The sequence below is a fragment of the Shewanella sp. BF02_Schw genome (genome assembly GCF_014596695.2).
Taxonomy (GTDB): Bacteria; Pseudomonadota; Gammaproteobacteria; order Enterobacterales; family Shewanellaceae; genus Shewanella.
Genome location: NZ_JABKAW020000001.1, coordinates 1,309,224 through 1,331,989, shown reverse-complemented (window position 1 = coordinate 1,331,989; position 22,766 = coordinate 1,309,224). Strand labels below are relative to the sequence as shown.

Genomic DNA, 22,766 nt, shown 5'->3' with positions numbered 1-22,766 from the left:
CTGTTTATGCATATCATATTTATAGCATTGATTTTAATGCAGCTTTAATTAGCGTTTCTGAGCTCATGCCTTCTTTAAAAGCCGCAGAAACCGATTTGCTGGCCTGAGCAGGCTTATAACCTAACGACAATAAAGCTGAAATTGCATCTTCTTCTGCACTATCAACTGGGGCAGCTGGAGTATAATTACTTTGCAGCATAAACTCGCGCTCCGAGCCTGCAGAAGCTTCAAGTAAACTTTTAAGCTTGTCACGCATTTCAATCACTAAACGCTCTGCGGTTTTCTTACCGACACCTGGCAGTTTAACTAAGGTGGCAATGTCATCTCGTTCAACACATGACACGAACTCAGATGCAGTCATACCCGACAAAATCGTTAATGCCAGTTTAGGGCCAACGCCATTGGTTTTAATCAATAATCGGAATAATGCACGCTCTTGTTTTGTGATAAAACCATAAAGTAACTGCGCATCTTCACGCACCACAAAATGAGTAAATAACATCGCAGCTTGATTTAACCCTGGTAATTCATAAAAGCTGGTCATCGGCACTTGTAATTCGTAACCAACGCCATTGACATCAAGCACCACTTCAGGCGCTTGTTTTTCAACTAAAATACCGCTTAAACGACCTATCATTTGTATCTTCCATATGTTCTGCTGCTAGCTTTACCACCCATAGCGATAAGGCTTTGATAAGTATGAAAATGGCATATTGCTACTCCTAATGCATCAGCCGCGTCAGCTTGTGGTGAAGCAGGTAGTTTGAGTAGTTGCTTAATCATATGTTGAACTTGCGTTTTTTGAGCTCGGCCTGTCCCCACTACAGCACTTTTTATTTGGGTTGCGCTATATTCCGCAACGGGCAGTCCAGCACACGTAGCGGCAACAATTGCCGCGCCTCTGGCTTGGCCAAGCTTTAAGGCTGAATCAGCATTTTTGGCCATAAATACCCGTTCAATAGCAAATTCATCCGGCTGATATTGGGTAATGATTTCGCATAAGCCTGCATAAATTTGTTGTAATCGTTGTGGTAATTCATCGGCAGAGGTTCGAATACAGCCGCTACCAAGGTAAATCTGTTGACGGCCTTGGCATTGGATCACCCCGTAGCCTGTAATGCGGGAGCCGGGATCGACTCCTAAAATAATGGCCATTGATGCCTCATGCGTTGTCTAACGCTTGCATAACGTCATCTGATATCTCAGCATTATGATATACCTCTTGTACATCATCATGGTCTTCTAAGGTATCGATTAAACGTAAAAATTTTTCGGCGGTATCTGCATCAAGTTCAGCTTTTAAGGATGCAACCATAGTCACTTCAGCATGAACAGAACCAAAACTAGCACTATCAAGTGCATCTTTGACTTTGCCAAAGGTCTCTGGAGTGGTGAATACATCGATTGAACCATCATCATGAGTGATAACATCTTCGGCGCCTGCGTCTAATGCACTGTCGATTAGGCTATCTTCATCAATATCGGTGTCGTAGGAAATAATGCCAGATTTAGTAAATAAATAGGCCACTGAACCATCGGTACCCAAGTTACCACCCGACTTATTAAACGCATTACGCACCCCAGAAACGGTGCGATTACGATTGTCTGTCATCGTTTCAACCATGACCGCAGTACCACCTGGACCATAGCCTTCATAAATAATGGTTTCTAGTTGCTGACCATCTATCTCACCGGCACCGCGTTTTATGGCGCGTTCAACGGTATCACGGGTCATATTATTGGATAAGGCTTTATCAACTGCAGCGCGTAATCTGGGGTTAGCATCAACATCTGAACCGCCTTCGCGAGCTGCTACAGTAAGCTCTCGAATAAATTTGGTAAATAACTTACCGCGTTTAGCATCTTGTGCGGCTTTACGATGTTTTATATTGGCCCATTTACTGTGTCCTGCCATCTTAAGCTCCTTTATCCAATTGGATAATTCAAGTAAAAAACCATACTTGTCAAAAACATACCGAGGCAGCAGCCTCGGTATGTGGTGCCCTATTTAAGAGCGTATTACGCTGAACAATAATGTTTACTCTTCAGTTTTAACCTTTTCAATCACCGCAATACCCAATTCCGTTAACTGCACTGGGTTAGCAAAACCAGGAGCGTTAGTTAATGGACATGCCGCGGTAGTCGTTTTAGGGAATGCCATTACGTCACGAATCGAGCTTGCGCCGGTCATCAACATGACAATACGATCCAAACCAAACGCTAAACCCGCGTGTGGAGGTGTACCGTAACGTAACGCCTCAAGTAAGAAGCCAAACTTTTCTTGTGCTTCTTCAGCTTCAATACCTAAAATACTGAATACTGTACTTTGCATTTCGGCGTTATGAATACGCACTGAGCCGCCACCTAATTCACAACCATTCAATACCATATCGTAGGCATCTGAAATAGCTGCTGCTGGATCTGCTGCTAATTCTGCAGGGCTAATACCGCGAGGCGCAGTAAATGGATGATGAACCGCGTGGAATCCACCGTTAATTTTCTCAAACATTGGGAAGTCGACAACCCACATTGGGCGCCACTGTCCTTCAAGTAACTTGAAATCTTCGCCAGCTTTTAAGCGCAAGGCGCCCAATGCTTCAGCAACCACATTGGCTTTGTCTGCACCAAATAGGATGATATCGCCGGTTTGTGCACCTGTACGGCTGATGATGTCGTTAACAATAGATTCAGTTAAAAACTTAAGTACAGGCGACTGAATACCATCCATGCCTGCAGCTAAGTCATTAATTTTCATCCACGCTAAACCTTTAGCACCATAAATGCCGGCAAATTTAGTGTAATCGTCAATTTGTTTACGAGATAATGACGCACCTGTTGGAATACGTAGTGCCGCAACGCGACCTTCGACATCATTTGCAGGGCCATTAAATACCGCAAACTCAACATCTTTAACCAAATCAGCAATATCAACTAATTCAAGTGGATTACGTAAATCAGGCTTATCAGAACCGTAACGCTTCATTGCTTCGGCGTAGGTCATACGAGGAAAATCACCTAAATCAACATTCAATAAATCTTGAAACAAACCGCGCATCATTTGCTCAGTTTTTTCCATGACTTGTTCGGCAGACATGAATGAGGTTTCAATATCGATTTGAGTAAATTCAGGTTGGCGATCTGCACGTAAATCTTCATCGCGAAAACACTTAACAATTTGATAGTAGCGGTCAAAACCAGACATCATTAGCAACTGTTTGAACAGCTGTGGTGATTGAGGCAAAGCAAAAAATTGACCTTTATAAGTGCGACTTGGGACTAAATAGTCACGCGCACCTTCTGGAGTAGCTTTGGTCAAAATAGGCGTTTCGATATCTAAAAAGCCATTGGTGTCTAAGAAGCGACGAACAGAACTGGTGACCTTAGCGCGGAAGATAAGACGCTCGGCCATTTCTGGGCGACGTAAATCTAAATAACGGTATTTTAAGCGTTGTTCTTCACTGTTATTTTGATAATTATCCATGCTTAAAGGTAAAGGCGCTGAAGCATTAATCACTGTCAGTTGCGTACCTAAAATTTCAATCGCACCGGTTTTCATTTGTGAATTGACTTGGCTATCAGGACGAGCGCGCACAACACCTTTAATTTGAACACAAAACTCACTGCGCAATGTGCTGGCTATATCAAAAACGTCTTTTAGATCTGGGTCAAAAACAACTTGAACTAGCCCTTCTCTATCGCGTAAGTCTAAAAACACAACTCCGCCTAAATCGCGACTACGGTTAACCCAACCAACTAAAGTAACTTCTTGACCTAGATGAGACGTATTAATGTCTCCACAATAATGACTGCGCATTGAACTCTATCCTTTATCCACAAAGCGGTATTTTGGAAATCGAAAACGATAAAAACGGCATTATATACCGTGACTCAAACTTATGCATTGAAGTATCAATCAGATTGCAGCAATTAACCAGACCTACAGCGAATAAACTCAATCGACTGACGGAAAAACCATCAACCAAAAACTAGCTCATTTTATGTTGATGGCCACCGACTTTTTTAGCTTGATACATTAACTGATCTGATTTTTTCAATAATGAAGCAGCGGTATCGGCATCATCAGGAAAAATAGCGATACCGATGCTGGCCGAAATAGTGACATTGATATCATCGATTAGTAACGGTTTCTTTAATCCCAATAAAATATTTTCAGCCACTTGACGGGCATTTTCTTTGGCTTCGATATGATTTAATAACACCACAAACTCATCACCACCAAAACGGGCAACCGTGTCAGAATCTCGCACATGTTGGCTTAATAATAAGGCGATACGTTGTAGCAACTTATCCCCCACATGATGACCATGCCGATCGTTTATTGCTTTAAAACCATCTAAATCAATAAATAACAGTGCAAACTTCGATTTATCCCGATGATGAGTCAAAGTGGCTTGCGCTAATCTATCGTCAAGTAAACTACGATTTGGCAATGCCGTAACATTGTCATGATTAGCCATAAATCGAAGGTTCTCTTCAGCTTTAAGACGTTTTTGAATTTCGACATTTAAACGTCGATTCGACATTAAAACCACGATGGCAATTAAGGTGATAATCAGCAAACCAATCACTAATATTTTCAACCAACGTTGGTAACGTAATGTGTCACTATTAAGATCTAGCGAAACCCATTTTTGATACATGTTCTGTTGTTCGGTTTCATCAATGGTCGCAATGACTCTATCAATCAAAGGCACTAAACCTTTGACGCCCGGAAATAAGCCTATATGGCTATGCTGCTCAGTTAACTCAGCTAATAAAGACATTTTTAAACTCGGATATTGGCCACCTTTTAACGTAGTCGCCAATGTTGCTACTTGTTCAACAAACATATCCGCACGACCCGTGATAACCGCTGCCATACCTTGCTTAGTGTCTGCAACAGGCACTAATTTTATACCTGGGTATTGTTGGCGAAGCTGATCGACAATGTGATAGCCATCAACAACAGCCAATCGTTTACCGGTAACTTGGGAGATATTAAAAATGGGAGGCTGAGTTAACGACGTGACTATCGCCCAAGGTGACGGCCAATATGCTAATGAGAATGCCAGTGTATTTTCGCGCTCAATCGTTTTAGCCATACTGGCTACTAAATGAATTTCACCTTTAACCAGGTCGCTCATCATGTTGCCAAAATCATCGTAAGCCACCGGGATAATGGTTAAATTGAGTTGGGTAACCAATAAATTTTTGATGTCTGCATTCACCCCTAAAAACTCACCGTTTTTACCCTGAAACTCCATAGGAGCCCAATTTTTCAGGTAACCCATTTTTATGGCCCCTAGACTACTAACGTATTGCTTTTGTTGAGTTGTTAGTTTGATTTTATTGGCAGAATTAGCAAAAAAACGATCGTCTGGGTTAATTAACCATTTACGCTCAACTTGAATTTGTTCTTCGACAGAAATCAAATTAAATCCAGCTTGAATCCGATCCGCTAAGCCACTGTCATCAATGCGCGTTAAAACATACATATCTGTTGAAAATTCGATATCGGTATATTGACGAAACTCTGCCCACAACTTATTGGCTAATAAGTAATGAGACGTCATTGCTGCAGATGAAACAAAACCGCTAATTTCATTTTTACGTGCCGCTTTAACCATGCCGTCTAATGAATCATAAAAACGTAACTGCGCTTTGGGAAATGCTTTTTTAATATCACTAATATAAGGCGCGGTAGGGAAAACCCCAATCCGCATAGCCGTATTTTCAATGCTATTTAACGCTAAGTTCGAACTAAAAAAGCGACTTTTAACCGAAATAATATGCCACGCTTGCTTTAAGCCAGTGCGCATATCTTGGCTTTCAGGATAACCAATATGAACATCTGCAACACCACGTTTAACATCATCAATGGAACTGCTCATGTCACCCGCCACAAAATCAATATTGATACCGGTTTTTTCAGACCATAAAGTCCACAAATCAACTAACATTCCATGTGGCAAGCCATCAGCGCCGATATCGGCATAAGGCTCGACACCATTTTGCATGGCAATAATGACTCCCGCAGTTTGTCGATGATAGCCTAACCACCGCCGCTCTATTTGCTGAATAACCTTCGCCGGCATTAATTCAAAACCATGGTTAATTTTGTTGAGAAGCTCTAAATCCCCTTTGACCACCGCAGGGGCTAAGTTGATTTTTTTGATGAGTATGCGCGATGAGCTGTAAAAATTGGCGGCAATGTCTTGTTCAAGTGCTAAATTGCGTTGATATCCTTCAATACCGGCAAAAACAAATAACTCACCTTTAACGGCTGCTTGTAATAATTGTTCACGATTTTGATAACGCTTAAAACTAAGCTTAGGTTCTAGTGCTGATAATGTTGCTTCATGGGATGAGCCACTCACGATACCAATTTGATAGGGCACTAAATCACTAATTTGTTTTTTACTACTGAGCGACTTATGAATATATAAATAGGTATTGAGTGAAGTAAAGGGTTTGGCAAAATCAAACTTTTTTAACCTAGCTTGGTTTTGAGACATGCCAATGTGGACATCTGCTTTTTTCTGTTCAAGCTGATCGAGTGACTGTTGCCAATGCCGAGACACAAATTGCACTTTGGTATCAGTAATAATGGACCATTCGCGCCACAAATCGACCAAAATACCTGCAGGAGTTCCCGTTTCATCCAAATATTCAAATGGATAAGTATCTTCTCCCATCACGATAACTAAGGGAAGTTGGCGTACTGACGTATTGGCTTTATCTGAATGTATTGCCTGCGCAGGTAATGATATCCACGCAAATAATATTGCTAATATCCAAGGTATAAATTTCAAGTTTTTTCCCTAATACTTTCACTTTTTATACTTATTTATTAAATAAGCTTGTTCATTGCCATTTTGGGCTAAATTAACTACCGTTTTCCAAGCCATAAATATTTTAGCGGTTAGAAAAAAATGATTGCAATGGCTTAAAAAACAGCTTTGTTGCTACTTTGTTACAAGAAGAAATAATATCATTATTCAGTCTTGAGTCATGCTAATTTTATGAATAGAAATTAATATTCTGAAGCTTATGCACATAATACCAGCATTCATAAGCATTCAAAACCTGTCCCATTAACAACATTGTCAACTATTTGAAAAAAAACTCACAAATTATTAGCTAGATACTTGCTGCAGTTCACCATCATTAGCTAAAATACATTTCTAACTTTTCCACATTACAGCTGATGAACTCTCAACAAGATAAGATATACGCTCATGTGACCGACCAAATTACTGATTTTCAATTTGATCAACGTGTTGCTGGTGTATTTAATGACATGATCCGCCGCTCTGTTCCTGGGTACGCACAAATTATCAATACCATTGGTGATTTTGCTAATCGCTTTGTCACGCCCCAAAGCAATATATACGATCTCGGTAGTTCGTTAGGCTCAGCTACATTAAGTATTCGTCGTCAAATTGAAGGGCGCGGATGTCAAATTTATGCGGTAGACAATAGTCAGTCTATGATTGAGCGTTGTACTGAAAATCTTGCTGCGTATGTCAGCGACATTCAAGTCAATTTATTGTGTGCTGATATCAGAGATATCGACATCCAGAATGCGTCGATGGTGGTGCTCAACTTTACCCTACAATTTCTACCGACCCATGATCGCGACGCCCTAATAAAACGTATTTACGACGGTATGTTACCCGGTGGAATTTTAGTCATTTCAGAAAAATTATTCTTTGAAGATAATCAAATTCAACAGTTATTAGATGAACAGCATTTAGATTTTAAGCGTGCAAATGGGTATAGTGAGCTCGAAATAAGTCAAAAACGCAGTGCATTAGAAAACGTTATGCGTCCAGACAGCTTAAATGTCCACCAAAAACGCTTAACTGAAAACGGCTTTAGTCACTTCTCAGTCTGGTTTCAATGTTTTAACTTTGCATCTATGGTAGCCATTAAATGATCAATTTTAGCTCTTTTTATAAAGACATTGCTGATTCAAACCTACAACACTGGTTGGAAACATTACCGGCAATTTTAGGTAAATGGCAACGAGATCATAAACACGGCAATTTACCTAAATGGGAAAAAGTGCTCAATAAATTACATTATCCTCAACCGGATAAAATAGATTTTAGCAGCAGTGTAACAATTGGAACCGGGGAACAACTCAGCCTAGGACAAGTCGAAAAACTGACTAATTTACTGGCGGTGTTTCAACCGTGGCGTAAAGGTCCATTTTCCGTTCATGGTATTCAAATTGATACAGAATGGCGCAGTGATTGGAAATGGGACCGAGTTAAAAATTTTATTTCACCGTTAAAAAATCGCACAGTGTTAGATGTTGGTTGCGGTAGTGGCTATCACATGTGGCGGATGTTAGGTGATGGCGCAACTCGTGTTGTAGGGATTGACCCTTCGCCATTATTTTTATGTCAATTTGAAGCTATCAAGCGAGTTGCAGGTAATCAGCACCCGGTATATTTGCTGCCATTAGGGATAGAGGAATTACCCGCATTAGATGCCTTTGATACCGTATTCTCGATGGGCGTACTCTATCATCGTCGCTCTCCGATAGATCATTTACTACAAATACGTGACCAATTAAGAGTGGGTGGTGAATTGGTACTTGAAACACTGGTGATTGATGGCGATGAAAATGCGGTACTTGTTCCACAAGATAGATATGGCAAAATGAACAACGTTTGGTTTATACCATCAGTTGCAGCCTTAATGTTATGGTTAAAGAAATGTGAGTTTATTGATATTCGTTGTGTAGATATCGATATCACCTCACTAGCAGAACAACGCAGCACCCACTGGATGAAAAATGAATCTCTAGTCGATTATCTCGATCCAAATGATGTGAGTTTAACCGTAGAAGGTTATCCCGCGCCTAAGAGGGCTATCATCATTGCAACAAAGAACCAACCGAATCACGATTTAGTATAAATATTACTATTCAACAGGAATTGACATGTTAAAGCAGGTAATTGCTCTATCCGTTGCAGCGGCACTATTATCGGGTTGTACCGCCACCCAAAAAACAATAACACCACCGTTGACCAATGCTGATTTGAATAGCAGTTTGCAAGTTTCGCAAACCGTCATTATTGATGCCATCAATGTACAAAATAGTCAGCAGACAAATGACATTAGTGCGCTTTCTGACGAAATTAGAAAATTGAAGACTCAGGTAAGCACCGCAATGAGTCAAAAACCAAAAACAATTATTGTTCAACCACCTACACCAAAGCCTGTGGCGGTCCCACAGCAATGTCCTGAAGCCATTATTGGTGAGAAGTTTCTACTTGGTGAAGTCGAAAGTGTCTATATAGATGAAGTAAAATTAAAGTTTGCCACACGCATTGATACTGGTGCAGAGTCATCATCTCTAGACGCACGCAATATCGTATTATTTGAACGAGAAGGCGTACAGTGGGTTCGCTATGATGTGATAACTAATAACACTGAACAACCTGCAAACACCTTTGAATCTAAAGTTGAACGCTTTGTTCGTATTAAACAAGATGCAGATACGGCTGATGATCGTCGTCCAGTAATCCATGCCCATTTAAAAATAGGTAAATATGCCGCCGAAACAGATTTAAACCTAACGGATCGAAGCCACCTAGATTATCCTTTATTACTAGGTCGCAAGTTTATGAAAGATATTGCCATTGTTGATGTAGGCCAAATCTACATTCATGGTAAAGCCAAAAACCAAATTACCACGTTAATTAAGTAGGATCCGTAATGCATTCTCGTAAACCGTTTTACATATTCGTTGCGTTGCTATTTATCATCGGGATCAGCACCAGCATATATCGTGGTATCGAACACAATGTGCCTTTTTTACCTGGGGACCAGGTACAAAGTTGGGCCGTTGATGCCAAAATCAGTTTTAATGGAAAGAATCAACCTGCTGAGGTCAATTTCTCATTACCTAACGATCCTGCATTTGACATCTTAGTTGAAAATGCATCATCACCAGGTTATGGCTTAAATATTTCAGAAGATACTAATAACCGTCGCGCCGTGTGGTCTATTCGTGAGGCTTCTGGCTCACAAGCATTATATTACCGAGTCACTTTGGTACCCACAGGCAAGCTTAATATTGAAGCCGTCGAAGAACCTGCCACGCCAGAATTATATTCATGGCCTGCAACAGAGAAATCAGCAGCAGAGCAAGTCATTGAAGAAGTCTGGGCTCGCAGTGCTACTAACCTGTCGTTTGCTCAGCAGTTAATGAATTTGATTAACGATAACGATCAGAGCCAAAATATGGCGTTGTTATTATCGGCTAACACCTCAACCAATTTGTTTGTGCACATGTTGCACTCAAAAGGGGTACCTGCACGTATTGTTAACGGTTTGCAACTTGAAGATCAACGACGTCGTCAGCAGCTCACATCATACGTTCAAGTTTACAATAACGGTCAATGGGAACTTTTTGACGTTCCAAACAACAAAAAAGGCCGTGACAATACTTTAGTATTATGGGAATACACTGGCCACTCAGTACTTGATGTTATGGGAGGAACTAGCTCATTAGTTAACTTCTCAATGCTGCAAGATACTCGTTCAGCATTAGCCACCTCTATCGACATGATGATGAATGACGATGCAATGGATTTCTCTTTGTATCAGTTACCGCTTGAAGAACAAAGCACATTTAAGGGCATTCTGTTAATCCCAATTGGGGTATTAGTCGTGGTGTTCTTACGCGTCATTGTCGGCATCAAAACATCTGGTACTTTTATGCCGGTATTGATCGCTCTGGCGTTTATTCAAACGACCCTACTAACCGGCTTAATTGGCTTTTTGCTTATTGTTGCCTTTGGTTTAATGATCCGTTCCTATCTGTCGACGCTTAACTTACTGCTCATATCCCGAATATCGGCGGTAATTATTGTGGTTATTTTTATTATCGGCTTATTTACCTTAATTTCATTCAAATTAGGCTTAAGTGAAGGCTTAACGATTACCTTCTTCCCGATGATCATTCTTGCGTGGACCATTGAGCGCATGTCTATTCTGTGGGAAGAAGAAGGCCCTAAGAAAGTCTTTGTATCAGGTGGCGGTAGCTTATTTGTGGCCACATTGGCGTACTTAGCCATGGACAACCAATTAGTTCAGCATTGGGTATTCAACTTCTTAGGCATTCACTTAGTGATTTTAGCGTTGGTATTAGTGATGGGACAGTACACAGGTTACCGTTTAACTGAATTGAAACGCTTTAAACCATTAGTTGGAGAGCAATAATGAAGTACGCCTGGCCCTGGGAATTGAGCCGTAGCGGTGTACTCAACATGAACAGGCGCAATATTAGCTATATTGGTCGTTATAATCAGCGTAAGTTTTATAAACGCGTTGATGACAAACTAATTACTAAGCAACTTGCGCTTGCTAATGGCATAGCCGTTCCCGATTTAATTGGGGTTGTTCATGAACAACATAAAATCCAAGAAATCCCAGCTATGGTCCTCGACCGTAGCGGTTTTGTGATAAAGCCAGCAAAAGGTTCTGGCGGTAAAGGCATTATGGTGATCACCAGAGTGAGTAATGGCTGTTATTACAAGCCCAATGGCCACGAAGTGACTCATAGCGAAATTTATCGCCATGTATCTAACATTTTAAGTGGTTTATTCTCTCTCGGCGGTAAGCCTGATGTCGCAATTGTTGAAGGGTTAATTGAATTTGACCCAGTCTTTGAAGGCTTAAGTTATGAGGGTGTCCCAGACATCCGCTTAATTGTGTTTAAAGGCTTTCCTGTGATGGGAATGTTACGTTTATCAACTGCTGCATCAGATGGTAAAGCTAACTTACACCAAGGCGCTGTAGGTGTTGGCTTAGATATCGCTACCGGACACAGTTTGCATGCTGTGCAATTTGACTTACCCGTTGATAAGCATCCTGATACTCACTTTCCACTGTCGAACATCAAAGTTCCTCATTGGGAAACCTTACTCCACACAGCATCAAGTGCCTATGAAATGTGTGAGCTCGGGTATTTAGGTACTGACATGGTGTTAGATAAAAACAAAGGCCCACTGTTACTTGAATTGAATGCCCGTCCTGGTCTAACCATTCAAATTGCCAATGGTAGAGGGATTTTACCTCGACTTAAGCATGTAGAAGCGATGAAAAGCTCAACAATGTCAGTTGAGGAACGCGTGGCTTATGCTAAAAAGCATTTTTGTAGCAACCCTATTTTTTAATCTTTTAGCCACAGCAAGCGCTGTGGCTAATCCCTTAGCACTGTTCGTCGAACAGTGCTTACAATATCAACCTGATTTAGGACAAGACAAGCTTGTTTCTTTTCAGTCTGTTGAACAACAAGCTGTTGAATTTGAAAAGCGCACAATTGCGTTAAATAATATCAACGACAGAATTCAATATTACCGCCCTTTCGCCAACGACAGCCTAAATAGGCAAGGCTTATTATGGTGCCAATTACACCTTGCCGATGAACTTTATGCGTTAGCTACAGCAGCCAATACCCAACGCTTAATTGATCAGTTGTTACAGCTTCGACCGCCTTATGATCAATTAGGACAACGCTTAGTCGCCATAAGACAATCACAGTGGGAGCTAATCGAAAAGTCAAAACTGCACAGCGCCCAGGCAAGCAATAATCAAGCATTGTCTCAACGACTCTTTAGCATGCAATTTAATCAGCAAGACTGTGTAATATCCAATGAACTTAGTTCAGAGAGCAGCAATACTAATATTGATATTCGTATTGCTAAATATTTAATTACACAACCCAATGAACACTGTAGAAAACAGGTTTGGCTTGCCTATCAAATTCGCGCAAAAGACAAACAAGCTCCAGCGCTTGCATTGATCCATCAATTGCAACTGCAGCACGCAATTCTTCAAGCCTATGATAATACCGCACAGGCACAACTCTCATCTCATGGGCTAACCCCGCCGTTGTTAGAGCAATTCTTAGCCAGCCAAACAAGTAATCTTGGTATCGCGCCATGGAATATTGCCCATGCCCTTAGTCGGGTAAGTAATTCATCGGCTATAAAATCGATTACTACGGATGCATTTTTACAGCAAATATTCGAAAGCCTTAAAGCTTTAGATCTCAAGTTTGAACTGATCACAATAGACGATGATAAAATAGACGATCCTAAAATAAATAAAACGACATCGCTTACTGACAGTCAACATAGCAGCTTAAGTGAGCCACACCTCATCCGCGTTTGGCACCAACAGCGATTACTGGGTGAAATTTTCACCTACCCACAAGATAAGCAGCACAATCCATTAAATATAGATGGTCAATTGATAAAACAAACTGTTGTCGGTCATCAATTTGGCCAATATTCGCTAAGTTTTCCATCGCAATTAATCCATGTGAAACAACAACAAAAATTAATTAACAGATTAAGCCAAGCAATAGTATCCTTGGCGCAAGGTGGGCAGTTTTATTTTATTACCAATAGAGCACAAAACACTGATGCCCATGCGATTGCAACACAGTGGTTAGCACACTACATTACACAACAGCTGAACTTATCCCAATTGCCTAAAAGACACCAATTAGCAGCACAATATCAACAGCAATTATGGGTATTTAGGACAAAGGTTTCACTGGCTTTTTATCAATATAAAGGTAATTTCAAAGGTATACAGCAGGATATTTGGTTAAGTCATAATCAACCACTATCAGTGGCTTTTGAGCAAAGCTTTGGCCTACCATGGCCAAATGCAACGGACGCAATATATAGTTATCAAGCTATTGCTAATGAAGGAATTAATCATTATCTTCCTTTATGGCAAACCGCATTGACTCAATTAATCATTGCTGACACACCGACCAATATATCGACTCGCGCGATATTTAATTTATTGGTTGTAAACGAAACACATTTAACGTTAGACGATCAACTTGAGCAGCTTATTGGCCCACCAATAGACCCACATTCACTTATCAGGAGATTTAAACATGCTGGAACTACGCAAGAGTAAAACACTCTCGTACTTACTATTATCAGCTACGTTGTTTAGTAGTGTGGCGTTCGCAAAAGAGTCCGTTGAAAAAACACCACATAAGTTAACGGCTGACCAAGTTTATCAAGGCATTAAAACCAATTTAGAAACCAATCTTTATTCATTACCGCCTCGTGTACAAGGCCATTATGCTATACGTCAATTCCGTATGACTGGGGAAGCAAAATACGCTAACGGTTCATTAATCGATTTGCTCACCATTGCAGAGCGCCAAGCATACTATTCTTGTAATCTGGATAAACCCGGTTTTATTAAAAGTGAATCAAAAATTGAAGCGGATAAATTAGGCTCTGGCCCACGGGCTACCGCCCGTAAGGAAGCCATCGCTCCCTACCCTAACTTTATGTTATATACCGATGTGCTATTGCGCTATGCCAGTCGAGTCGATGAGTTTGGCTTTACCGGACCTTGTCATGATTTAATGATAAAAACCCTGAAAAGTGCTAATTTAGAACCCGCTTTCACTGATCCAAAAATGATCAAAGCTTGGGCCGCGCAGTTAATCAACTATGTATATTGGGCCAAGCAAATCGGTGTTGGCGACTATTACCAAGCTTACAAACAAGCCTTCATTAAAACCTATCCAGATAGTAATGATGATAAGCTCAAAAAAGGCCAATATAAAAACAAAGTTTATGGTATGACTCACTTTATTTTTTCAGCTAGCGAGTATTATCAACATCCAGTCGATCCAAAAGAGTATCAGTGGATTTTAGATTACTTTGAAAACAATATTGATCGCATTTTAACCGATACTACTGAAGATATTATTACTGAAGTGGGTATTAGTTTTTTAATTACTGGTAACGGCGATAACCCAGTTGTAGAGAAAGTGAAAAAGCATGTGATTGCGGCTTACGATCCTAAAACGATGATGATCCCGTCACCACATGGCAAAGTTGAATTATCTTCTGGTGAACACAGAAACGTATTAGCAATGATGTTATTAGATTGGCCTGAAACGTTACATAAAGGACCATATTTAAATAATATTTCTAGTACCAAGAAATACTTACCAAAACTTGTTAAGCCTAAAGCGTCTATGAACGATGCTAAATCACACTAAATATTAGCAGTGATACGTTTGAGGCAAATGCAGTGCATTTGCCTTTTTTATTTCAAACAATGCTATGATTTTCCGTCATTTTTACTCAACAATAAAGAGAACACTTAATGAGCCGAGCTAAATCAACCTTAGAACAATGGCGAATTGTCCAAGCTGTCGTTGATTTTGGAGGCTATGCTCAGGCTGCAGAAAAGCTCAACAAGAGCCAATCATCACTAAACCATGCGGTGGCCAAGTTGCAGCATCAACTGGGGATTAACTTACTCGAAGTAAAAGGCCGCAAAGCCTATTTAACCGAGCAAGGAGAAGTGTTATTACGTCGTTCTCGTCATTTAACTCAATCTGTTGAAGAGCTAGAACAATTAGCCTCAAATTTAGGACAAGGTTGGGAACCTAACCTTACCATTGCCAGAGAAATCATTTATCCGATGGGCACTCTAGTGGCAGCTCTAAGCGAATTTTTACCTCAAAGTCGTGGTACAAGGGTAACGATTATCGACTCGGTGATCACTGGCACTCATGAACTTGTGCTTAATAATGAAGTCGACATTGCTATTTGCGCTACACCACCCAAAGGCCATATTGCAGAGCCATTATGTGAATTAAATTTTGAACTTGTGTGTCATCCAGACCATCCGCTTGCGCAATTAGAACGCATTGATGATGACAAGCAGTTAGCCCAGCATTTACAAATTGTGATTAAAGATACGGGAATAAATGCAACCAATGATATTGGTTGGCTTAAAGCGGAACAACGTTGGACTGTATCAAACTTTCATGAGGCAAAATCGATTTTAGCGCGTAACATTGGCTTTTGTTGGATCCCGAACTTTGTTGTGCAGCAAGAATTGCAAAATAAACAACTCATCCGTCTTCATTTGCGTGGAGGTAATAATCGAAAAGCAATATTGAATCTGGTTGTCCCTAATCGCGATCAGCAAGGCCCTGCTTGTAAGTTATTAGAAAGCTTAATTTTAAAACAGCATAACTTACCTTTTAATGGCTGATTATCAGTATACAAAAGTTTACTTAGATTTGGTGTTGTAGATATTTAATCAATATGGCGACTTATTCAAGTCAGCTTCTACATAACACATGATTTTTGTCATGCTCGTGAATCCTTATCTTGCACAAATCGCTGAAAAATCATTGTTCCCTGCACTTTCAATTAAACATCTTAGCATCCATATAAATTAGCTCATTTGGCAAAATATACATAGGGCATTATGATTTGGCTTGCGATACTAGGATGCGTTCAGCCAAGTTCTGATTAAGTCGTTAATATCGAGTTCAGATAATTTACCATCGCTAAATTATCGAATTTAGTTGGTGTTGAATGCATACTGCAGAGACATCGAAAAAAACTACACGTAGATTTCGATGGATTGATGCTGTTGTGAATAACGTTCTGGGAAAGGTAGAGACTGACTAGTTGAATCGTCAACTGCTGCAGTGTCGTTTGCCATAGTAGAATGACGCTGTTCTGCTGATAATGAACGATTTGGAGACAATAAACTCATGTTTGAATCATCAGCATTAAGAGGATCATTGGTTAAAGTTTGACTGTTTTGCGATATGGAAGTATTCGTTGTTGTTGATGACAAAGCATCTGAATTACTTGTTATTAACTCTTTCTTTGCTTCATTCATGTTTTGTAATGCTTGCGCCGCCACACGAATATCAGCCATTGACGGCTGTACTGGCGCCATCGCAGCGGCATACACTTTCTGCATTTTACTTAACGTTGCTTGCGCATCACCATCAACAGTAGACACATCGATATTGACCTCACCATCCACCGCATAGCGACGTCCATCGGGGCCTTTTTCATATTGATAACTCGGGCTTTGTGCCAAACTGCCTCCCACTGCTGCGTGGGCTTGTTCGTGGGTTTTAACTTCGGTATCTCGTTGTGCCAGTTGATCAATTTGTTTAATTTCAGCTTGTTCAATTTGTTGTTGTTTGTCTTTTTCCTGTTGCTCAACTTGTTGAGTTGCTGTTTCAGCTTGACGGTTTGATGTTTGAGATTCTGCATTGACTGACGGATCATCCACTGATGAATTTTGGTCCGTACTATTTGTCGCTACAGCTGAAGTATTTGTTTCTGTCGCTGAAGCATCCGAGGGTTGATTAAAGATATTAACTGCTGGCTGTTGAGCATTAACGGCTTCACCATGACTCGTTGCGGCTGGTGTATCGGTACTCACAAATGTCCCAGCAACGGTATCAGTTGCCTGGATTGGAGTAGGTGAACGATTTAATACTCCAGTAAGATTAAGTGGACCACTTTTTAAGCTGTAACTATTGAATGTATCAGCAGCAATGATTTTTTGAGACTTGGTTTCATTGCTCGCAGTTAAGCTAGATGTAGAGTTATGCTGAGTATCTGTGCTTATAGTGGGTTTAAGGTCTATCGGTACCTTAAACGCCGCTGTTGATGTGACAGTAGTTTGAAATGAACTGGATTTGAGCGAGCTGTTTTTAACTGAACCTGACTGAATATTTCCAGATTGAATGTCTATAGAAATAGTAGGGGCAGATCGAGGGTTACTGACTTGAATGCTATTTGTTGTTTGAGCACTATTGATTGCTTGTGTATGTGGTTGAGCTTGCGGCGTGGACAATGAATTGCGGTGGTTAAGTTGGGCAGTATTATTAACTGCCCCAGTGTTTGCAGAAACCATCGCCGCATTCATGATTACACTTCAATATCAATCAAACTACCAACAGTCTCAGAAGCTACTTCAATCACTTTAGCAGATGCTTGAGCTTGGTTGGATGATTCAGTCGCAGACACTAAAGCTGATGTGGTGTCAGTTTGCCCAACAGCACGAGAACTTAAGGTCACAGTATCTTGGCTTGGTGAATTAGACACAGCCGGTTTTTGTTGATCTGGCATCGCAACAGATGTTGTTGCTTGCGCTAAACCTTGTTGAGCACTTTGCAATCCCTGCATACCTGACGCATAGGCTGATTGAACTTGCATAATACTGCTCCTGATTTAAAAAAGTCGATTTATTATGGCCTAAACCGACTAATATGTACAGTTTTCAAACAAAAGTTAGCCGTTAACCCAACCCATCTCCCAATCTTTCCATACTGGATTCATCCCTCGTAATTTAATTTGTGAAATAACCTGTTCAACAGAGCGGTTATCACTGATTTCAAATTGATCAAGTTGACTGTCAGGTGCCATGTAACCACCAGGTTGAGTTGAGCTTCCTGCACTCATGTGGGTAATCCCTAATGGCAGTAAATTATCCCTCAGCGACGGCAGCTCACGCGTTGATAAACTGATTTCAAGCTGGGGGTTAAACAACCTAAACGCACAGATCATTTGTACTAATCCTGCATCGGTTAATTCAACTTTTGGTGTAATACCGCCAGTACACGGACGTAAACGAGGTAATGAAATACTGTAGCGACTGCGCCAATAGGCTTTTTCCAAATAATCAAGATGATGCCCCATTAACAATGCATCGAGTCGCCAATCATCTAACCCAAGTAATACACCTAGGCCAATTTTATCAATTCCCGCTTGAGCAACTCTGTCTGGGGTATCTAAACGATAGATAAAATCTTGTTTTTTACCGCGTGTATGATGTTGAGCGTAAGTATGTGGACGATAGGTTTCTTGATATACCATAACGGCATCAACACCTAATTTGCCAAGACGCTGATACTGTTCAGTTTCTAATGGTTGAACTTCCATTGCTACATAATTAAAAGCCGTGTTAACGAGTGGTAACACCGACTCAAAATAGCCCATTCCAACTTTAGTTTCATGCTCACCAGACACTAATAATATCGAATCAAAGCCTCGTTGTTTAATAATCGCCATTTCGGCTGCTAGTTCATCACTATTAAGGGTTTTACGCTTGACCTTGTTACTCATACTAAAGCCACAATAATCGCACTCGTTGGCGCATAAGTTTGATAAATATAAGGGTAAGAAAAGGCCGATATTGGCACCAAATCGCTGCCGAGTCAGCTGAGCGGCTTGCTGCGCCATCGGTTCAATATATGCCATTGCGGCTGGAGATAATAATGCCAACAAGCTATCAAGATTACCGCTTGGATTTTTCAAAGCCCGCTCAACGTCTTTGGCGGTAGTCGAATACAGCTTCATCGATAACGCATCGGGGGCTAATTGCGAAAATACGCTTGAATACGTCATGTTAGCCCCCCTTACCATTCACTGACTTTGCAAGCGAATTGATTGATGGTTCTGACAAGAATCCGGTCAAAGGACTGGTCGCGTTAGCATGGTTGTTCACTGCCCCTAATCCAGCAAGATATGCTTGTCTTCCTGTTGCAACTGCATCAGCAAAACATTTAGCCATTTGTTGGGGATTGGCACTACTTGCAATCGCGGTATTTACCAATACTGCTGCTGCGCCCATTTCCATAGCTCTACAAGCTTGTGAAGGTGCGCCAATGCCGGCATCTACTATTACCGGAATATTGGCCTGTTCAATAATAATGCTTAAGAATGTTTCCGTCGCTAAGCCTTGATTGCTGCCTATTGGGCTGCCGAGTGGCATAACCGCAGCGCAACCGATTTCTTCTAAGCGCCGACACAATACTGGATCGGCATGCACATAAGGCATAACAATATAGCCTTGTTCGCATAAGTATTGAGCCGCAATCAATGTTTCAATTGGATCGGGCATGAGGTATTTGGGATCGGGATGAATTTCAAGTTTAATCCATTTAGTGCCCAACATTTCATAAGCGAGTTCAGCAGCAAAAATGGCTTCTTTGGCATTACGCGCACCAGCGGTATTGGGTAATAATTTAACCCCCATACTTTGCAAAGGACCGAGTAAATTGTCATGGCCGCGAGTCAAATCAATCCGCTTCATCGCTAAGGTGACTAACTGCGACCCAGAACTTGCTATCGCTTGTAACATTGTATTGTGATCTGAAAATTTTCCTGTTCCGGTGAGTAACCGAGACGAAAATTGATGATCGGCTATCGTTAACATCATTAACCTCCAGCAACGGCAGAAAAGACAGTGATATTGTCATCGGCTTGACACACTATATGCATCCAACGACTTCGAGGCACAACAGTATCGTTGACCACGATAGCCACTCCTTGAGTGGGTAAATCGCTGAGTAGAAGTAGTTCAGCCAAATTCAAATTGGCCCGAACATGTTGCTCGACACCATTAAGGTGCAGGGTTATTAGCTCGAGGGGATCAGTTTGTGACATTAGACCGCTCCTGATGATCAGTTAATGGATATTGATGACATACTTCACATTGTGGGTCTTGACTCATTTGGGCATGCTGCCAGCGTAAATCCTTACCATTAAATCGATGTAGAACACCGTATTGGGTAAAGGTATTGCAGATGTGCTGAAGGCCCACCAGCGCTTGCATACTGGCGATAATACCCACAGCAGGCCCTAGCACTCCAGTTTGAGTACAATTTTGCATAATGGGGGTATCAAGTGGATATAAACAACAATAGCAACCGCTGTATGAATGCGAATGTGTGTGGGAAAAATCGATACAAAATAATTGCCCCTGATATGCACTGATAGCACCACTAACCAAGGTTAACTGATGCTGTACACACATTTGGTTTATCAGTTGCCTCGCACTCACATTATCAGTGCAATCAAACACCACAGGTTTTACGGTAAATCGTTTAACAAGCTGATTAAAATGTGCTGATGTAACTCGTTGTGCTAGCACATCGATGGTGATTTCAGGGTAAGCGCTACTAAGCACATTTTTTGCAATGCTGACTTTGGCTTGGCCAATATCAGCGGCCCTGAACAAGAGTTGTCTTGGTAGATTGGATAATTCAACTACATCATGATCAATTAACAGTATTTTTTGAACACCCGCGGCAGCTAGATAATGCGCCACTAAATGCCCTAAGCCTCCAACACCGATGATCACTACAGCGCTATTCATAATGGCAAGCTGCCCTGCTTCTCCTATATCGCTCAGTAACATGGTGCGCGAATACTGAATATAATCTCGATCAGATAAAGTACTCATACGCCCTCCTGAGATAAATTAGCTTTAGGTAAAGGTCGGGTAAGCTGCAACCATTTATGATGCAACGTTCGATAAGCCTTCGCCGGATCGTCAGCCGTTGCCACTGCTCTAACAACAGCAGCATCACCAACGCCTGTATCCGCAATCAACGCCAAATTACTGAGATCGATCCCGCCAATAGCAACGGTAGGATAATGGCGCGCAAATAAACTGGCATAACGTTTAAGTTTACTGAGCCCTTGAGGCGCGGAAGGCATTTGCTTGGTCGTGGTAGCAAAAATATGCCCAAGAGCAATATATGAAGGCGAACATTGGTGGGCTAATAAGGCTTCAAAATAACTGTGACTCGATAACCCTAACGCCATTCCTGTTGCCGCTATCGCGGTTAAATCTGCAGTTGCCATATCTTCTTGGCCTAAATGAACCCCAAACGCACCGAGTTTAATCGCCAGTGGCCAATGATCATTAATAAACAACTGAGCATGATATTCGCGACCGAGTTTGATGGCCTCTATGATATTGGCTTCGAGTGTTAATCCTTGTAATACATGGCTGTCATCAGTATCGATATTAATAGCTAACTTGGCACGATATTGAACCGTCTTACAGCCCGCTTTTAACAATTTTTTAAGCATATCGATATCAGCTACAACAGGATAAATCCCCAAGGGTTGATGCAGTGATTTAAAACCATTCGGTGCAGCTTGCTTGCACGAATCATCAGCGAGATGCTCAGAAGATACCAACTTGATTGATGGCATCATCCCTAAATCATCAGGCCAACCAGTACGGGCTAAAACACCAGGCCCTTGACCAAGGCTTACGCCTAAAGTAAGTCCCTTATTGACGTAGGCTTTTGCCAGCACAATAGCATCATGAATAACGAACTCATGGGCAATAAAACACGCTATGGCAGATGATAATGTGCAACCACTGCCATGATTATTGGTGGTTGCTATCCGCTGGCTACTTAGCATAAACACCGAATTACTGTGTGTAATACTGGCACCTTTAACGTTTTTACTCACATATACATCTATTGCATATTGTTGCTGCCACTGAGCATCACCGCCTTTAGCGAGCACATTGCATTTAAATGTATCGGATAACAATTTGGCATCGCGGATCATTTGCTGTTGCTGAGTACAATGATTAGCTACACCATCACAATCTTGCGCGAATGCAGAACGTGAACTCAAACGCTGCAATTCGTGCTGATTCGGTGTAAGTAGATCAATTAAGCCAATGAGGGGGCTAAAATCGAGATCGATAGGATTAAAATTCGCCCCACTACTGGCGACCATAACAGGGTCAAATACCACAAAAGGTACCATCATCTGAGTAGCGCGCATTTGAGCTAAACAGTCAGCCAAAATGTCTACCTGTGCTTGGGATGCCAACAGGCCAATTTTAATGGTAACTGGCGGCAAATCGGCAAGTAAACTGGTGAACTGAGCCAACAACATGGATTCAGAAACGGTTTCAACAAGGCTTACACTGACTGAGTTTTGCGCAGTTAATGTGGTGATTACGCTACACCCGTGACACGACAAGTCTTGCATGGTAAGTAAATCAGCTTGAATCCCCGCACCACCACCACTGTCAGAACCGGCTATGGTCCAGACTATAGGTGGGGTTTGAGTTATGGATTCACTGACTAATGTCGATGAATTCATGGC

General features: G+C 41.3%; 20 protein-coding genes. 8 read left to right on the top strand and 12 right to left on the bottom strand.

The window, feature by feature from the left end; all coding sequences use genetic code 11:
* Positions 1–19: 19 nt before the first annotated feature.
* From ruvA to HNW13_RS05970, 5 genes are all read right to left on the bottom strand, one after another.
* The gene (gene ruvA / locus HNW13_RS05990; protein ID WP_101087027.1) at positions 20–637 is read right to left on the bottom strand and encodes a Holliday junction branch migration protein RuvA; all 618 of its coding nucleotides are present in this window, start codon (positions 635–637) and stop codon (positions 20–22) included.
* On the bottom strand, positions 634–1,155 hold the full coding sequence (gene ruvC / locus HNW13_RS05985) for a crossover junction endodeoxyribonuclease RuvC (protein ID WP_101087026.1): 522 nt from the start codon (positions 1,153–1,155) through the stop codon (positions 634–636). Before ruvC ends, ruvA begins: the two co-directional genes overlap by 4 nt.
* Before the next feature lie 7 nt (positions 1,156–1,162).
* On the bottom strand, positions 1,163–1,915 hold the full coding sequence (locus tag HNW13_RS05980; protein ID WP_101087025.1) for a YebC/PmpR family DNA-binding transcriptional regulator: 753 nt from the start codon (positions 1,913–1,915) through the stop codon (positions 1,163–1,165).
* A 123-nt stretch (positions 1,916–2,038) separates the two neighbouring features.
* Positions 2,039–3,814: an aspartate--tRNA ligase gene (aspS, locus tag HNW13_RS05975; RefSeq protein ID WP_101087024.1), complete on the bottom strand. Its 1,776-nt coding sequence runs from the start codon at positions 3,812–3,814 to the stop codon at positions 2,039–2,041.
* Positions 3,815–3,986: 172 nt separating this feature from the next.
* On the bottom strand, positions 3,987–6,812 hold the full coding sequence (locus tag HNW13_RS05970; protein ID WP_101087023.1) for a transporter substrate-binding domain-containing protein: 2,826 nt from the start codon (positions 6,810–6,812) through the stop codon (positions 3,987–3,989).
* A 395-nt stretch (positions 6,813–7,207) separates the two neighbouring features.
* Here HNW13_RS05970 and cmoA point away from each other — a divergent pair, with 395 nt between their 5' ends.
* From cmoA to HNW13_RS05930, 8 genes are all read left to right on the top strand, one after another.
* Positions 7,208–7,939 carry a carboxy-S-adenosyl-L-methionine synthase CmoA gene (gene cmoA / locus HNW13_RS05965; protein WP_101087022.1) on the top strand — a complete coding sequence of 244 codons (732 nt, stop codon included), beginning with the start codon at positions 7,208–7,210 and terminating at the stop codon, positions 7,937–7,939.
* Positions 7,936–8,928: a tRNA 5-methoxyuridine(34)/uridine 5-oxyacetic acid(34) synthase CmoB gene (gene cmoB / locus HNW13_RS05960; RefSeq protein ID WP_192115021.1), complete on the top strand. Its 993-nt coding sequence runs from the start codon at positions 7,936–7,938 to the stop codon at positions 8,926–8,928. Before cmoA ends, cmoB begins: the two co-directional genes overlap by 4 nt.
* Before the next feature lie 25 nt (positions 8,929–8,953).
* The gene (locus HNW13_RS05955) at positions 8,954–9,724 is read left to right on the top strand and encodes an ATP-dependent zinc protease (RefSeq protein WP_101087020.1); all 771 of its coding nucleotides are present in this window, start codon (positions 8,954–8,956) and stop codon (positions 9,722–9,724) included.
* Between the two features lie 8 nt (positions 9,725–9,732).
* Entirely contained in the window at positions 9,733–11,241 is a 1,509-nt protein-coding gene (locus HNW13_RS05950) for an inactive transglutaminase family protein (RefSeq protein ID WP_101087019.1), read from the top strand.
* Entirely contained in the window at positions 11,241–12,197 is a 957-nt protein-coding gene (locus tag HNW13_RS05945) for an alpha-L-glutamate ligase-like protein (protein WP_101087018.1), read from the top strand. Before HNW13_RS05950 ends, HNW13_RS05945 begins: the two co-directional genes overlap by 1 nt.
* A complete protein-coding gene (locus tag HNW13_RS05940; RefSeq protein WP_192115022.1) occupies positions 12,160–13,962 on the top strand; it encodes a hypothetical protein in 1,803 nt (600 codons plus the stop codon). Before HNW13_RS05945 ends, HNW13_RS05940 begins: the two co-directional genes overlap by 38 nt.
* On the top strand, positions 13,940–15,070 hold the full coding sequence (locus HNW13_RS05935; protein ID WP_101087016.1) for a DUF3541 domain-containing protein: 1,131 nt from the start codon (positions 13,940–13,942) through the stop codon (positions 15,068–15,070). Before HNW13_RS05940 ends, HNW13_RS05935 begins: the two co-directional genes overlap by 23 nt.
* Before the next feature lie 107 nt (positions 15,071–15,177).
* Entirely contained in the window at positions 15,178–16,077 is a 900-nt protein-coding gene (locus HNW13_RS05930; protein ID WP_182743757.1) for a LysR family transcriptional regulator, read from the top strand.
* Between the two features lie 357 nt (positions 16,078–16,434).
* On the opposite strand, the gene HNW13_RS05925 is transcribed toward HNW13_RS05930, so the two are convergent.
* The 7 genes from HNW13_RS05925 to HNW13_RS05895 form a co-directional block, all read right to left on the bottom strand.
* Positions 16,435–17,766, bottom strand: coding sequence for a putative metalloprotease CJM1_0395 family protein (locus HNW13_RS05925; RefSeq protein ID WP_192115023.1), 1,332 nt, complete (start codon positions 17,764–17,766; stop codon positions 16,435–16,437).
* A 2-nt stretch (positions 17,767–17,768) separates the two neighbouring features.
* Positions 17,769–18,056, bottom strand: coding sequence for a chemotaxis protein (locus HNW13_RS05920; protein ID WP_182743759.1), 288 nt, complete (start codon positions 18,054–18,056; stop codon positions 17,769–17,771).
* Positions 18,057–18,131: 75 nt separating this feature from the next.
* On the bottom strand, positions 18,132–19,247 hold the full coding sequence (gene thiH, locus HNW13_RS05915) for a 2-iminoacetate synthase ThiH (protein WP_192115024.1): 1,116 nt from the start codon (positions 19,245–19,247) through the stop codon (positions 18,132–18,134).
* Position 19,248: 1 nt separating this feature from the next.
* Positions 19,249–20,058 carry a thiazole synthase gene (locus tag HNW13_RS05910; protein WP_192115170.1) on the bottom strand — a complete coding sequence of 270 codons (810 nt, stop codon included), beginning with the start codon at positions 20,056–20,058 and terminating at the stop codon, positions 19,249–19,251.
* Positions 20,059–20,060: 2 nt separating this feature from the next.
* The gene (gene thiS, locus HNW13_RS05905) at positions 20,061–20,288 is read right to left on the bottom strand and encodes a sulfur carrier protein ThiS (protein ID WP_192115025.1); all 228 of its coding nucleotides are present in this window, start codon (positions 20,286–20,288) and stop codon (positions 20,061–20,063) included.
* Positions 20,275–21,087, bottom strand: a complete 813-nt coding sequence (locus tag HNW13_RS05900; RefSeq protein ID WP_192115026.1) for a HesA/MoeB/ThiF family protein — start codon at positions 21,085–21,087, stop codon at positions 20,275–20,277. Before HNW13_RS05900 ends, thiS begins: the two co-directional genes overlap by 14 nt.
* Complete coding sequence (locus HNW13_RS05895) at positions 21,084–22,763, bottom strand: bifunctional hydroxymethylpyrimidine kinase/phosphomethylpyrimidine kinase (RefSeq protein ID WP_192115027.1); 1,680 nt, start codon at positions 22,761–22,763, stop codon at positions 21,084–21,086. The genes HNW13_RS05900 and HNW13_RS05895 overlap by 4 nt, the downstream gene beginning before the upstream one ends.
* Between the last annotated feature and the right edge of the window lie 3 nt (positions 22,764–22,766).